11 protein-coding genes are annotated in these 14686 nt (G+C 71.9%); 3 read left to right on the forward strand and 8 right to left on the reverse strand.

Features of this window, described 5'->3' with window-relative positions; genetic code table 11:
• Nucleotide 1 precedes the first annotated feature (1 nt).
• The 3 genes from KZ829_RS33365 to KZ829_RS33375 are packed head-to-tail and all read left to right on the forward strand — an operon-like array spanning nucleotide 2 to nucleotide 3416.
• Complete coding sequence (locus tag KZ829_RS33365) at nucleotides 2-1228, forward strand: MFS transporter (RefSeq protein ID WP_220147818.1); 1227 nt, start codon at nucleotides 2-4, stop codon at nucleotides 1226-1228.
• Entirely contained in the window at nucleotides 1225-2256 is a 1032-nt protein-coding gene (locus KZ829_RS33370) for a TolB-like translocation protein (RefSeq protein ID WP_220147819.1), read from the forward strand. Before KZ829_RS33365 ends, KZ829_RS33370 begins: the two co-directional genes overlap by 4 nt.
• Nucleotides 2256-3416 carry a glycosyltransferase family 4 protein gene (locus tag KZ829_RS33375; RefSeq protein WP_220147820.1) on the forward strand — a complete coding sequence of 387 codons (1161 nt, stop codon included), beginning with the start codon at nucleotides 2256-2258 and terminating at the stop codon, nucleotides 3414-3416. The genes KZ829_RS33370 and KZ829_RS33375 overlap by 1 nt, the downstream gene beginning before the upstream one ends.
• On the opposite strand, the gene KZ829_RS33380 is transcribed toward KZ829_RS33375, so the two are convergent.
• The 8 genes from KZ829_RS33380 to KZ829_RS33415 all read right to left on the reverse strand — a co-directional run bounded on the left by KZ829_RS33380 (nucleotide 3389) and on the right by KZ829_RS33415 (nucleotide 14649).
• Nucleotides 3389-4621, reverse strand: coding sequence for a rhamnosyltransferase WsaF family glycosyltransferase (locus tag KZ829_RS33380; RefSeq protein WP_220147821.1), 1233 nt, complete (start codon nucleotides 4619-4621; stop codon nucleotides 3389-3391). The genes KZ829_RS33375 and KZ829_RS33380 overlap by 28 nt on opposite strands.
• Nucleotides 4618-5448: an ABC transporter permease gene (locus KZ829_RS33385; RefSeq protein WP_220147822.1), complete on the reverse strand. Its 831-nt coding sequence runs from the start codon at nucleotides 5446-5448 to the stop codon at nucleotides 4618-4620. The genes KZ829_RS33380 and KZ829_RS33385 overlap by 4 nt, the downstream gene beginning before the upstream one ends.
• Entirely contained in the window at nucleotides 5445-6452 is a 1008-nt protein-coding gene (locus KZ829_RS33390; RefSeq protein ID WP_220147823.1) for an ABC transporter ATP-binding protein, read from the reverse strand. Before KZ829_RS33390 ends, KZ829_RS33385 begins: the two co-directional genes overlap by 4 nt.
• Nucleotides 6449-7537 carry a glycosyltransferase family 2 protein gene (locus KZ829_RS33395; protein WP_220147824.1) on the reverse strand — a complete coding sequence of 363 codons (1089 nt, stop codon included), beginning with the start codon at nucleotides 7535-7537 and terminating at the stop codon, nucleotides 6449-6451. Before KZ829_RS33395 ends, KZ829_RS33390 begins: the two co-directional genes overlap by 4 nt.
• Nucleotides 7538-7667: 130 nt before the next feature.
• On the reverse strand, nucleotides 7668-11369 hold the full coding sequence (locus KZ829_RS44690; protein WP_220147825.1) for a DUF4082 domain-containing protein: 3702 nt from the start codon (nucleotides 11367-11369) through the stop codon (nucleotides 7668-7670).
• A 160-nt stretch (nucleotides 11370-11529) separates the two neighbouring features.
• Nucleotides 11530-11793, reverse strand: a complete 264-nt coding sequence (locus KZ829_RS33405; protein WP_220147826.1) for an acyl carrier protein — start codon at nucleotides 11791-11793, stop codon at nucleotides 11530-11532.
• Nucleotides 11794-11819: 26 nt separating this feature from the next.
• Entirely contained in the window at nucleotides 11820-13046 is a 1227-nt protein-coding gene (locus KZ829_RS33410) for a pyridoxal-dependent decarboxylase, exosortase A system-associated (RefSeq protein WP_220147827.1), read from the reverse strand.
• A 73-nt stretch (nucleotides 13047-13119) separates the two neighbouring features.
• A complete protein-coding gene (locus tag KZ829_RS33415; RefSeq protein ID WP_220147828.1) occupies nucleotides 13120-14649 on the reverse strand; it encodes an acyl-CoA ligase (AMP-forming), exosortase A system-associated in 1530 nt (509 codons plus the stop codon).
• Nucleotides 14650-14686: the final 37 nt, after the last annotated feature.

Here is a 14686-nt window from a genome sequence, read left to right on the forward strand (position 1 = left end):
CGTGTATGTGACGATCCGGGACCGCCCGGCCGACGGAATCGGGCCCACGGCCGGGAAGGTCTCCGCGACCGTGCTGCTGCTGGGCACGGTCAGCCTGCTCACCGACGTCTCCTCCGAGATGGTGGCGTCGGTGCTGCCGCTGTACCTGACGGCGGCGGTCGGGTTGAGCCCGGTGGCGTACGGCTTCCTGGACGGTGTGTACCAGGGGGTCAGCGCGTTCCTGCGCATCGCCGGCGGCTACGCCGGTGACCGTGGCGGGCAGCCCAAGTGGGTGGCGGTCGTGGGGTACGGCGCCTCCGCGATCAGCCGGATCGCCATGCTCGCGGCCACCGGGTTCGCCGCGATCACCGCGGTGGTCACCGCGGACCGTCTCGGCAAGGGCCTGCGGACCGCGCCCCGGGACGCGCTGATCGCCGAGGCGTCCGATCCGGCGACGCTGGGCCGCGCGTTCGGCGTGCACCGGGCCCTCGACACGATCGGCGCGGCGCTCGGACCACTTGTCGCGTTCGCGCTGCTGTGGAGCGTGCCCGGCAGCTACGACTCGATCTTCGTGGTGTCGTTCGCGTTCGCCGTGGTGGGCGTCGCCGTACTGGTGCTGTTCGTGCCGAACCTGCGCACCACCGCCCCGTCCGCCCGGACCGGCCTGCGCCGGGTGCTGCGTGAGGTGGGTGGGCGGCGGCTGCGCCGGCCGCTGATCGCGGCCGGGCTGCTCGGCCTGCTCACCGTCGGCGACGGATTCCTCTACCTGGCACTCCAGGAGCGCGATGACGTCGCGGCCGTCTATTTCCCGCTTCTCTACGTGGGTACGAACATCGCCTACCTGGCGCTCGCCGTACCGATGGGGCGCCTGGCCGACCGGTTCGGCCGCGCCCGCGTCCTGGTGGCCGGGCACGGCGCCCTGCTCGCGTGTTACCTGCTGGGCGCGCTGCCGTCCGGCGGCCCCGGCCTGACCCTGGCCGTCCTGCTGCTGCTCGGGGTGTTCTACGCGGCCACCGACGGGGTCCTGCCGGCGCTGGTCAGCCGGCTGGTCCCGGCGGAGACCCGGGGCAGCGGCATCGCGGCCGCGCAGACCGTGGTGGTGCTGGCCCGGTTCGCGTCGTCGCTGACCTTCGGGGTGCTGTGGGCGGTGCGGGGGCCGGCCGTGTCGCTGCTGCTGTTCGCCGCGTTCCTGGTCGTGGCGATCCCGGTCGCGGCGTGGATGCTGCGCGGCGCCGAGGCGGCACGGTGAGCCTCCGCAACCGCGTCGCCGCCCTGGTCACGGTCCTGATCGTCGCCGTGGCCGGCGCCGGCGCCTACGTGTGGAACGTGCGCCGTGACCAGGCCCGGGCGGTGGCCGCCGCACCGCCGGTCCCGCCGGGCGCCGACCTGGCCACCGTGCGTGCCGAGCCGCATCTGGTGTTCCGCAGCACCGCCCTCGGCGCCGGCTACGGCAAGGTCGCGGTCGTCCCGCTGACCGCTCCGGACGGGCCGCGGACGCTCACCCCCGCCTCCTGCGAACGCGTCTACGCCACCGCCGCCGACGCGATCTGTCTCTCCGCCGAACGCGGACTGGTCACCACCTACCAGGCGCGGCTGCTGGGCCCGTCGTGGACACCGGTCCGGGACCTGCCGCTGACCGGCATACCGAGCCGGGCCCGGCTGTCACGGGACGGGACTCTGGCCGCCACCACCACGTTCGTCTTCGGCGACTCCTACGCCAACCCGGGACAGTTCTCCACCCGTACCGTGGTCACCCGGGTGGACGGCGAGGTCGTCGGCGACATCGAGAAGTTCACGCTGACCGTCGACGGCGGGGTCGTCACGTCGCCGGACAAGAACCTGTGGGGCGTCACCTTCCTCGACGGCGACCGGTTCTACGCGACCGCCGCGTCGGGTGCGCGGACGTGGCTGGTCGAGGGCAGCCTTTCCGCCCGTACCGTCACCGCCCTGCACGACGACGTCGAGTGCCCGTCGCTGTCGCCGGACCGCACCCGGGTCGCCTTCAAGAAGCACGGCGACCTGCCCGCCGGAAAATGGCGGCTGGCCGTCCACGACCTGCGTACCGGCGCCGAGATCCTGCTGGCCGAGACCCGCAGCGTCGACGACCAGGTCGAATGGCTCGACGACCGGACCGTCGTCTACGGACTTCCCCGGGAGACCGCCGGCACCGCGTCCAGCGACGTGTGGCGGGTCCCCGCCGACGGCACCGGCCGACCACAGCTGCTCATCCACGACGCATGGTCGCCCGCGGTGGTCCGCGGCGAGGAAGGCTCCTGATGCGCGTCCTGTACTCGTTCCCCACCCGGCTCGGCGTCTCCGGCATCGGCATGACCGCCTGGCATCAGGTCAGCGGCGCCGCAGAGCACGGCGCCGAGGTCACCGTGCTCTGCGCCAGCAACGAGCGGCCGCTGCCGCCCGGCGTCCGGGTCGTCGAGACGTTGCGCCCGGCCGGGCTCAAGGTGCCGTTCCGGGTCGTCGGCTACCTGCGCGCCCTGGACTGGCACGACCGCCGGGCCGCGGCCGCCCTGCGCCGCCTCGCCGGCCGCATCGACCTGGTGCACGCCTGGCCGCTACGGTCCGAACGGCTCCTGACCGCGGCCCGCGACCTCGGGGTGCCCAGCGTCCTGGAACGGCCGAACGCGCACACCGGATTCGCCTTCGACGCCGTCGAGAAGGTCTGCGCCGACCTCGGCATCCCGGTCGACCCGTCCAGCCCGCACGCCCGGCAACCCGGGAAGCTGGCCATCGAGGAACGCGAGTACGCGCTGGCCGGCCGTCTGCTCTGCCCGTCCGACTTCGTGGCGCGCACCTTCCTCGACGCCGGCACACCGGCGGGCCGGCTGCTGCGGCACCGCTACGGCTACGACCCCGGCCGCTTCCACACCGAGGGCCGCGACGACTCCGGACGGCCGTTCACCGTCGGCTTCGTGGGACGCGGCGAACCGCGCAAAGGGCTGCACGACGCGCTCCGGGCCTGGCTGCGCTGCGGCGCCGCCGACGCCGGCGGCCGGTTCGTCATCGCCGGAAGCATCGACCCCGGTTACCGGCGGGTCATCGAGGAGCCGCTCGCCCATCCCAGCGTCACCGAGGCCGGCCACGTGCCCGATCCGGCGGCCCTCATGCGCGGCTGCGACGTGCTGGTGCTGCCCTCGGTGGAGGAGGGCAGCGCGCTCGTCACCTACGAGGCCCGGGCGTGCGGGTGCGTGCTCGTGGTCTCCGACCACAGCGGCGCCCCCGGCACCGACGGGGTGGACGCGCTGTTCCACCCGGCCGGCGACGTGGACGCGCTCACCGAACGGCTGCGCTCGCTGTGGACCGACCCCGAGCTGCTCGCCCGGCTCCGCACCGAGAGTGTCCGCGGAGCCGGGGAGCTGACCTGGTCGGCGGCCGGCGCCGTGCTGACCGGCGCCTACCGGGAGGCGGCCGGCGCGCCGTAGACCTCGTCCTCGATGGTCTCCCGGGTCACCCGTTTCGCGTCGTCCCACGGCGTCGCCCGGACGCTGGCGGCGACCACGTCCGGCGCGGGCCGGTCGCCGCCGACGATCCCGCCGAGCGCCTCGGCCAGCCCGTACGCCGTCGGATGCGCCCACCGCACATGCGGGTTGTCCAGCGTCACCTTGGCGTACTCGGACTCCGCCATCACCGGCACCACACCGCACGCCAGCATCTCGTCCGGCACCAGCGACAGGTTGGTGAAGGACATCGCGATCCCGGCCGCACAGTCGTTGTAGAGGGCGGCCAGCCTCGCCGGTTCGAGCACCCCGTGGTTGATCGCCGGGAAGGGCACCTCGACCGTCGGATCGCCGAAGATGTGGATCGGCTGCTCCGGATGCCGCCGATGGAACTCCCGCAGCGCCAGCAGACCGAGCAGGAACCCACGGCGCGGCACATCCCGCTTGGCATAGAACACCACACCGGTACGCGGCGCCGGATTGGTCAGCCCGTAGATGTTCGTGTCGATCCCGAAGTTCGCCACCGCCGCTGTCACCCCGAACCGGTCCCGCAGCAGGTTCGCCAGCATCGGCCCCACCGTGATCGACCGGAACCCGAACCGGTAGGTGTCCTCGGCCAGCACGTGGTGCGAGCCCTGCGGGTAGAAGAACGGCTCGAAGTCCTGGACGAAGTAGAGCCGCCGGGTCGGCAGGTCGGCGCGCGAAGCCAGCACGTGCGCGGTCTCCCACGCCGAGGCGACGTACGCGTCGAGCGGGGCGAGCCCGTCCGCCACCGACCGCACCTCGGCCCGTACGCCCGGCCAGTACTGCCGGATCACCCGCTCGTGCCGGGCCAGATCGCCACGGAACGGGTCGTACAGGTAGAGCACGCAGGTGTGGCCGGCCGCCTCCATCCCCTCGATCATGCGGAAGAAGGTGGTGTGCCCGCCGGAGCCGGCGCCGGGCGGCGAGCAGATCCAGCCGACGGTCAGCGGGGTGCCCCGTTCCGGGCGCCTCCCGGGCACGGTGAGCCGCAGGTCCCGGGAGTCGGCCATGTAGTCCAGGTCGATCTGGGTCTCCAGTTCGGAGGCCCCCAGCCGCCGGTAGGCGACCCGGGCGGCGCGCTGCGCGATCCCGCGCACCCCGGCATCCCGGAGCAGCCGGACGGCCTCGCGGCGGCGGGCGTTGAGTCGGCGCAGGTCGGGGCTCATATGCTCAAGATCCCCAATCGGCGGGCCAGGCGCAGTGAACGGTCGAAGACGAACATGCCGGCCACGAAGGTGACCAGGGTGAAACCGGCCAGGATCAGGGTCGCGGCCAGCGGGGACAGCCCCTCGGTGGGCGTCCCGGGGATCAGCAGCCGGCGCTCGGCGGCGATCACGTACGAATGTGGCACCAGATAGCTCGCCCAGCGGATCCAGACCGGCAGCACCTCGATCGGGAAGAGCGCGCCGCCGAGGACCGAGGCGGCGAGGCTGTACAGCATCACGACCGGCTCACCCCGTTTGAACAGCAGGATGAAACTCGCCGCGAAGGAGCCGAGCGCGTTGCACGCCAGGATGCCGAGGAAGAGCACCAGCAGCCCGGCGGGGATGCCGGAGGCGTTGACCGGACCGCCGAGCAGCCAGCCGAGCGCCACCATGACACAGGCCAGCAGGGCGCCGGTGACGCTGCGCCAGATGTTCATAGCGACCGGGATGAGCGCCCAGGGCACCGGCTCGACCAGGTAGGTCTCCAGGGTGCCGCGTTCCATCGCGAAGTTGAGCCGCCCGGTGAGGCCGGTCAGCGCGTCCTGGAGTCCGGCGATCACCGCGGCGCCGATGAGCATGGTCATGAACAGCTCGTCGGAGATGGTCAGGAAGGTGCTCTGGAAGTAGTAGAGCAGCACCGGGAACACCACGGCGAGATAGCGCATGATCGTCGAGGCCGGGAACATCCGCTCCTCGACCAGGTCGATCCGGATGTACGCCTCGAGCGTGTCGACGACCTTGGTGAACCGGCTGCGTTTGTGGACCGTGGCCGGGTAGACGGATGTCATGCCTTGGTTCCCCGTTCGTACACGCGGGCGATGAGGTCGCGCAGGGGCATGGGGTGCTCCCGCACGTGGCGGATCGAGGCGGCCAGTGGGCCGAGCCGGGCCAGCACCGCGCCGACCGGCTCGTCACCGGCGTGCCCGCAGCGCACCGAGGTGTCGTCGACGTGGGCCTCGAGCCCCTGTGCGGCCAGGTTGTCCGCCACGGCGTGCGCGTCGGCGGGGGTGTCGAGGACGAACTCGACGACCGGCCGGTCCCATTCGCGGCGCAGGCTGTCCAGGTCGCCCGAGTAGTTGACGCGGCCCCGGTCCATCAGCAGCGCGTGTGACTGGAGGGCCTCGATCTCCTCCAGCCGGTGCGAGGAGATGAGCACCGCGAGGCGTTCCTGCTTGACCAGGTCCATGATCAGGGTGAGCAGGCCGTGCGCGGCGATCGGGTCGACGGCGCCGGTCGGCTCGTCCAGGATCAGCGCGCGCGGGCCGGGCAGCAGGGCGCGGGCGAGCCGCAGCCGCGCCCGCATGCCGGCCGAGAGGCCGGCCACGACCGACTCGGTCTGGGCGGTCAGGTTCACCGTCTCCAGGACGTACGGGATCCGCTCCGCGAGCTCGCGGCGCGGCATGCCCTGGAGGCGGCCGTGCAGTTGGAGGTTCTCCTTGGAGGTGGCGCGCATGAGCAGGCTGCGGTCCTCGGACGGCATCCAGCCGACCACCTGGCGGACCTGTTCGGAGTCGCGGCCGGCGTCCAGGCCCATGATGGTGGCGGTGCCGCCGGTCGAGGTGGTGAGGCCGACCAGGATCCGGAACATGGTGGTCTTGCCGGCGCCGTTGGGGCCCACGATCGCGCAGATCTCGCCGGCCCGGACGGTCAGGTCGACGCCGTCGAGTGCCTTGACCGGCTCGGTGAGGTGCGAGCGGGCGAAGATCCGCATCCATCGCGGGGTGGGTTCGTAGAGCTTCGTCAGGCCGGACAGGACGATGACGTCGTCGCCGTCCACGGAAGTGCTCGTCACAGTGACCGTACCGCCGGGGAGATGCCGGAGTGACGCCAGCGGCGCCATCCGAGGTGGAGCACCGCGCGGTCGCGCAGCGCCGTGACAGGGACGGGGACGACGGGGCCGCGGCCCGAGGCGTACCGCTCGTAGGTTCGCCGTAGTGCGCTGTCCTGGGACGCCGGCCAGATCTCGCCGGCCAGCTCGGCGAGGCGGGCCAGCTGTTCGGCCTCGGCGGCGCCGGGGCGGCCGCGCTCGTAGGGTCGGCAGGCCAGGATCAGGGCCTCCCGGGCGAGCGCACGGTACGCGTCGTCGCGCATCCGTTCGGCGCCGGGCAACCGGTCGCCGTCCTCCTCGAACAGGATCCGCAGGGTGAGGTGGCGCTGCTCCACGTCGAGGACGTCGCCGGAGTACTCGCCGGTGTGCATGTTGGCCCCGTGGACCCGGTAGAACGCCTGGTCGACGCCGTTGACCCGGCCGATCGCGGCGCGGGTGCCGGCGCGCAGCCACAGGTGGTAGTCGGCGGCGTGCGGGAGCCGGGCGTCGTACCCCACGAGGTCGCGCATCGTGCTCGCCCGCATCATCACCTCGGGGGTGTAGATCGGGTTGGTGGCCGTGCGGGTCACCCGGGCCACCCACTCCGGTCCGTCCCAGATGGACCAGGACCGCAGCGTGGCCCGCGGTGGGGGTGGGGTGCCGAAGAAGCGGCGTGAGAAGCCGTACACCAGGCCGACCTCGGGATGTGCCCGCAGCAGCGCGGCGGAGCGGGCGAGGGAGCCCTTCGCGAGCAGGTCGTCGGCGGAGAGCAGGACGACGAACTCGCCCTCGGCGGCGGCCAGACCCTCGTTGTACGTGGCGATGTGCCGCTTGTTGGTCTCGTGGGCGATCACGGTGACCCGTGGGTCCTTCGCCGCGATCCGCCGGGCCACCTCGGCGCTGCCGTCCGGTGACGCGTCGTCGACGATCAGGGCATCGACGTCGACCTGATCGGCGTCGGCGAAGACCGTCTCGAGGCACTCGGCGAGGAAGTGGCCGTAGTTGTAACAGGGGATCACGACGGTGACCCGGGGCCGGTCCGTCAGCGCCCGGGGGGTTACCTTCCGCACCGGCCAGCCCTTCTCTCTCGGCTCACGGTCAGCCTAGTTTCGGCGGGCATCAATCTTCTTCCTGTCGTCGGAATCCCGACCGTCTGATGTGGACGAGGCCGGTACGTGCGTACCCGGCCTCGTCCCCTCGTCAGCTGTTCGGGATGAAGTAGACGTCGACCCAGAAGTTGTGGTTGGAGGCCGAGTTCGGGAACCCGCCGTCGTAGGTGAAGACACCTCCGGCCGGGGGCACGTGCAGGGGTGCGTTGTCGTGCCCGTTGGCGTAGGCGTTCAGGTCGGCCGAGTAGTAGCCCCTGCTCGTCCGGTACGACGCCACGAACGTGGTGTTCGCGGAGATGTCCACCGGGTTGTCGAACAGCAGCGTCTGCCAGCCGGAGCCGGTCTCGTACTCGAACGTCCCGGAGGCGATCTCCTGCCCGCCGGCGGTCCACAGGGTGCCGCGGTGGGTGCCGGTGTTCTGCGTGCCCTTCCAGAACCGGATGCCGTGCACCTTGCCGGCGACGTCGGAGCGGAACTTCACACCGACCTCGATGCCCGAGTTGTCGTCGAAGTTCTCCACCGCGGGTGTGGCCGACCCGAGGATCGTCGACGATCCGGCCGGCGGGTCCGGCTGCTCGGCGGGCGGCGGCGGGCCGTCCGGTACGAACAGCGGGTCCACCCAGTAGTTGGTGGCGCCGTAGGTGCTCTCCGGCAACCGGTCACTGCCGTAGGCGTACACACCGTTGGCGCCGGTCGCGGCGGTCATGGTGCGGTCCGGGGCGATGCGTGCCTCGTTGAAGTAGCCGGGGTCGTAGGCGTAGTTGCCGTTCGGCGCCCAGTACGCCACCGTGTACGTCACCCCGGCCGTCACGTCGACGGGCTGTGCGAAGTGCACGGACTGCCAGCCCGACTCCGACTCGGTGCCGAAGGTCGCCTTGGCCATCTGGCCGCCGGGTCCGTAGAGCGTGCCGGTGTGGATGCCGTTGTTGCCGGGGCCCTTGTAGAACCGTACGCCGATCACCAGGCCGTCGACCGTCGGCTTGAACCGGGCGCCCAGCGTGATGGCGTCCGAGTCGCCGGACGACGCGGCGGCCGGTGTCGCGTCGGGGGCGAACAGGGTCGACACCTGGGCGTACGGCGTCGTGGTGAACGTCCACTCCAGCGGGGTGCTGGCGACGCCCTGGAGGTCCTGGGCGGTGACCCGGGCGGTGTAGGCGACCGCGGTGTCCAGCGACGCCGTCGGCCGGAAGGTCACCGAGCGGGTGTCCGCGTCGTAGACCGTGGCGCCGGGGACGGTCGTGCCGTCCGGGCGGCGCAGGGTGAACGCGATCGAGGACGCGGCCAGCGGCTTGGAGAAGACCGCCATCGGCTGGGCGTTGAGCGCGACCCCGATCTCGGTGTCCTCCGGGGCGGTGGTCAGCACGGTCGGCGCCGCCGTCTCGCCGTCGACGAACGTGACGTCGACGTAATAGTTGGCGTCGGTCGACGAGGCGATGACCGGGACGCCGTTACCGGCCCGGAACAGCCCGTTGCCGCCGGAGGTTCGGCCGCGCGGCGCGGTCAGCGGACCGGACTTCCAGTCCAGGCTGCTGAAGAAGCGGTCGTCGGCGGCGTACCGGCCGTTGGGCGCGTAGTAGCCGACGATGTACGTGGTGTTCTTGGTGACCCGGAGCGGCTTGGCGAACTTCAGCCTCTGCCAGCCGGTCGCCGTCTCGTCGGCGAACGATCCGGTCCGCAGGAGCTGGCCGGTCGACGACCACACCGAGCCGGTGTGCGAGCCGCTGTTGCCGGAGCCCTTGTAGAAGCGCACGCCGGTGACGGTGCCGTCGGTGCTCGGCGTGAACCTGGTGCCGAGGGTCACGGCGGAGCCGTCGTCGGCGACCGGGACCTGCGGGACCCGCTGCCCGAACAGGGTGGTCGGGCCGTTCAGGTCGAAGGTGCGGACCGCCGGGCTGGTCCCGATGTTGCCGCTGTCGTCGACGCCGCGGGCCCGGACCACCTGGGTGGCGGCGCCGGTGGCGTAGAACTGGTAGCTCCACGAGGAGCCGCCGGTGGCCGGGTGCCAGGTCTGGCCGTCGTCGGTGGAGACCTCGACGCCGGCCACCCGGCCGCCGCCCAGGTCGGTGGCGGTGCCCTGCACGGTGACTTTCGCGCCGTTGGTCATCGCGGAGCCGGCCGCCGGCGAGGTGATCGCGGTGGTGGGCCCGACGGTGTCGGTGGAGGCGGTGGTGGCGACCAGCTGCGACATCAGCGACGTGGGTTGCACGCCCATGTCGGCGAGCAGGTTGACGGTCGCCTGCTGCATCACCCGGTCGGCCGGCTCCTGGGCCTCGCCGTCGTGTTTCTCGTCCAGACCCCAGGCCCACTGGATGGTGCCGGCGCCGAACACCAGCGCGCCGCTGGGCGCCCGGTAGAGGGTGAGGTGGTGGGTGGTGGTGCCGGGGGCGGTCCGCAGCCCGAAGTCGAGAAGGTACTCCGGCGCCGGGCCGGTCGTGGTGGAGAGCCGGATCAGGCCCGGCGGGCGGAAGCCGTTGTCCAGGTCCTCGTCGGACTCGTAGCCGACGGTGTGGTTCGCGAGGGTGAGGGTGTCCCCGGCGTCCTGCTCGGCCGCGTCGGTGTGCCGCCAGAACCTGTTCTCGCCCTGGGCGGCGGGCACCTTGAGGGCCAGGTCGGTGTTGTTGGACATGTAGAGCACGCCGGTCAGCGCGTTCTCCGGGGCGCCGCCGTTGGACGGTGGGGTGAATCGCGGGTCACGCCAGGTGCCGGTCCACTCGGTGGACGGGTCGATCTTGTCGCCGGCCCAGGTCTCCTTGTAGCAGACCAGGGTGCGGTTCGGGGTGTTCGCGCCGTCGACGCTCGGCTCCCAGCGGGTCTTCCAGTAGACCTCGTTGCCGCTGAAGAAGGCGAGGTGGACGCCCGCGTCCCGGGCCGCCTCGACGTTCGCCCGCTCCGGGCCGGACCAGTACTCGTCGTGGCCCACCGACAGGAACGCCTTGTGGTTGCGGATCAGGTTGCCGCGGATGTCGGCGTCCAGGTCGGTGAAGTAGCTGACGTCGTAGCCGTTGCGCTCCAGGAAGCGCAGCATCGGGTATTCGTTGGCGAACAGGTAGTCGCGGCCCCCGGCGACGCCGCGCGTCTCGTAGGGCCGGTTGTAGCTGAGCTTGACCGCGCGGCCCATCGGGCCGCCCCAGTAGAAGTTGGAGCCGCCGTAGGTGTTGTACGCCTGCCAGGTGGCGTCGGAGGTCTTGAAGTACAGCTTCGAGGTGCTGGCGTCGTTGCGGACCACGAACGGGATCTGGCTGGTGTCGCCGGACTCCTCGATGACCAGCTTGGCGATGAAGATGCCGGAGACGGTGCTCGCCGGCACGGTCCACGTCGCCGACACCGACCAGGTGCCGCAGTCGTAGATCTCGGTGGCGGCGTTGGTGACGCACTCGGGCTGCGGGGAGCCCAGCGGCGGGCGCAGCGTGTCCAGCTTGCGCGCGCCGTCGCCCTGGTACCAGCCGAGCCGGTAGATGTCGATGCGGTACGCCGCCGCGGCCTTGATCTTGAAACCGATCGTCTGCCCGACGTTGACGCTGGCGTCGGTCGCGAAACCCTGGACGGTCTCGTCGCCCGAACCCCAGATGTCGTCCCACTCCTCCGACGGCGTCCCCTGCTTGCTGTTCTCACAGACGATCGGGTTCACCGGGCTGGCGCACGGATCGGCCGCGTAGGCCGGGGCGCCGGCGACGGCGCCGGTGGAGACCATCAGCGCCACACAACTGGCGGCCGCGACCGCCGCCTTGATCACAGACTTCGTGCGGCGCGACCGCCGGGCCACCAGCCCTGGCAGGTCAAACTTCCCGATCACCGCGTCGACTCCCCCACCGTTGCCCCCAAAGAACTGCACACACCGATATCGGCCGAACGCTAACGGGACGCCCGGGCCCGGGCATCGCTCGTCCATCCCCATTGGACCGCCGTCAGTCGTCGCCGAGTCCCCCGTTCGGAGGACGTACCGCAATGGACGGTCAGCTTCTCTTCTCGTCGACGAACGCGGCCAGGCTGCCCAGCGTCTCGAACAGCTCGGCGGTCACCTCGTCGTCGTCGACGCTGATCCCGAACCGCTCCTCGATCCCCGCGACGATCTCCAGCACCGCCATCGAGTCGAACTCCGGCAGGCTGCCCAGCAGAGGGGTGGCCGCGTCCAGCGTGGCGGCCCGGTCCTCGATGCCGAGCACCGAGACGAGCAGCGCCCGCACCTCGGCCAGGTTGTCCGCACTGGTGACACTCACGTGACTTTCCTTCCGGTTGTCGTTGCTCAGAGCAGCATCTCGGCGGGGGCCGGATGACCGAGGAACGCGGTCGGGCTCGCGGTGAGCCCGTACGCGCCGGCCTGGAACAGGACGATCAGGTCGCCGACACCGGCCCGGGGCAGCGAAACGTCCTTGCCCAGCAGGTCCAGCGGGGTGCACAGGCAGCCCACCACGGTCACCGTCTCCTCCGGCTCGCCGTCGATCCGGGTGGCCACGCCGAGCGGATAGTTGCGCCGGATGACCTGGCCGAAGTTCCCGGACGCGGCCAGCTGGTGGTGCAGGCCGCCGTCGACGACCAGGAACGTCGTGCCGCGCGACTCCTTGCGGTCGACCACGCGGGTCACGTACACTCCGGCCTCGCCGACGATGTAGCGCCCGAGCTCGATCGCGACCCGCGCCCGCGGCAGCCCGGCCCGGATCGGCCCGGCCACCAGCTCGGTGAGGTTGGCGCCGATCGCGGCGAGGTCCAGCGGCACGTCCCGGTCGTGGTACGGGATCCCGAACCCGCCGCCGAGGTTCAGGTACCGCACCGGCAGCGGCGACTCCCCGGCCAGCCGGACGGCCAGGTCGACGGTCCGTTGCTGGGCCTCGGCGAGGATGTCGGCGTGCAGGTTCTGCGAGCCGGCGAAGATGTGGAAGCCGAGGAAGTCGACGTCCGCCCGCTCCAGGTCCTTCAGCAGCGCCGGCACCCGCTCGGCGTCCACGCCGAACTGCTGCGGGCCGCCGCCGAGCCGCATCCCGGAGCCCTTGACCGCGAAGTCCGGGTTGACGCGCACCGCGACCCGCGGCCGGATGCCGAGGACCCGGCCCAGCGCGGCGACCCGGTCGGCCTCGTTCTCCGACTCCATCTCCACGGTCACCCCGGCGGCGATCGCCGAACGCAGCTCGGCGTCGGTCTTGCCGGGGCCGGCGAAGCTGATCCGCTCCGGCGGCACCGTGGTGTCCAGGGCGGTGCGCATCTCCAGCGCGGAGGCCACGTCGAGGCCGTCGACCAGGCCGGCGAGGTGCTGCACCACGGCCGGCATCGGATTGGCCTTCACCGCGTAGCTCAGCTTCACCTCGGGCGGCAGGGTGGCCCGCAGCAGCCCGATGCGCTCGGTGAGCAGCCGCCGGTCGTACGCGAAGAAGGGTGTGCTGCCGGCTCTCTCGGCGAGCCGGTCGACGGGCACCCCGCCGACGCTGAGCCGGCCGGCGTCCCGGCCGAAGGCCGCCGCCGTCGCGTTGTCGGTCATTGCGCCACCTCCGCTGCGCTCCGGCGTCGCAATGACTTGACGACTGTGCTGAATGATTCGCTCGCAAGCTCGCTCATGGGGTCAGCTCCTGGCGGATCAGGTTGCGGTCGAACTTTCCGTTCGGCGAGCGGGGCAGCACCGGCCGCGCCACGATCGCCCGGGGAACCATGTAGAGCGGCAGCTCCCGTTTGAACACCGCGGTCAGGGCGGCGGTGTCCAGCTCGGCGCCGTCCGGTGGGCTGGCCACCAGCACCACCCGCTGCCCGAGCGTGTCGTCCGGCAGGCCGAGGGCGACGGCGTCGCGCACCAGGCCGCTGTCGTAGGCCACCTCTTCGATCTCGGTGGGGCTGACGCGGTATCCGGACGTCTTGATCATGTCGTCGGTACGGCCCACGAAGTAGAGGAAGCCCTCCTCGTCGCGGATCACCGTGTCACCGGAGAAGACCGCGATCTCGGGAACCAGCTCGCCCTCCCGGCCCGGCAGGGGACGGAAACGCTCGGCGGTGCGCTGCGGATCGTTCCAGTAGCCGAGGGCCACCAGCGCGCCCCGGTGCACCAGCTCCCCCTCCTCACCGGGGCCGGTGGGCGTGCCGTCCGGGCGCAGCACCAGGATCTCGGCGTTGGGGATGGCCTTGCCGATCGAGTCGGGACGCCGGTCCACCTCGGCCGGGTCGAGGTAGGTGGAGCGGAACGCCTCGGTCAGCCCGTACATGAGGAACGGACGGGCGGCCGGGAAGTGCCCGCGCAGCCGCTCCAGCGTGGCCTTCGGCATCCGGCCGCCGGTGTTGGCGAAGTACCGCAGCGCGCGGGTCGCCTCCTCCGGCCACTTCTGCTCGGCCAGTTGCAGCCACAGCGGGGCCACGCAGGTCAGGCCGGTGACCTGATGCCGGGCGCAGAGCCGGACGACGTCGCGGGCCAGCAGGTAGTTCATCAGCACCACGTGCGCGCCGACGGTGAAGGCGGTGGTGAGCTGGCTGAACCCGGCGTCGAAGCTGAGCGGCAGGGCGGCCAGGAGCACGTCGCCGGGCCGGTTGTCCAGGTACCGGCTGACGCTGTCGCCGCCGACGAGCAGGTTCCGGTGCGACAGCACCACGCCCTTGGGCCGGCCGGTGCTGCCCGAGGTGTAGAGGATGGCCGCCACGTCCACGTCCACGCCGCCCGGCAGCGGCGGCTCCGGCTCGCCGGCGACCATGTCGGTCCAGGACTCGTCGCCGACCAGCACCACGGTCTCGACCGACTTGACCTGCTCCAGCTCGTCGCGGATCAGCGCGTACCGCTCGGGGGTGGTGATCAGGATCCGGACCGAGCAGTCCGCAAGGATGTAGGCCACCTGCCGGGCTTTCAGCATCGGGTTGACCGGCACGAACACACCGCCGGCCGCGGACACGCCGAAGATCGCCTGGACCGCCTCGATCCGCTTCTCGGTCCAGACCGCCACCCGTTCGCCGTCGGCCAGGCCGAGCCGGCGCAGGCCACCGGCCACCCGGCGGACGCCGGCCCAGAGGCCGGCATAGTCGAGGGTCTCGTCTCCGTAGGTCAGCGCGGGAGCGTCACCGCGCCGGGCGGCGGCCTCGGCGACGATCTCATGCAGTCGGGTACGCATGGTGCGGTTGTGTCCTTGTCGTCGGTGTCCGGTGGAC

Origin of the sequence: Actinoplanes hulinensis (assembly GCF_019429605.1) — a bacterium.
GTDB classification, from domain to species: Bacteria; Actinomycetota; Actinomycetes; order Mycobacteriales; family Micromonosporaceae; genus Actinoplanes; species Actinoplanes campanulatus.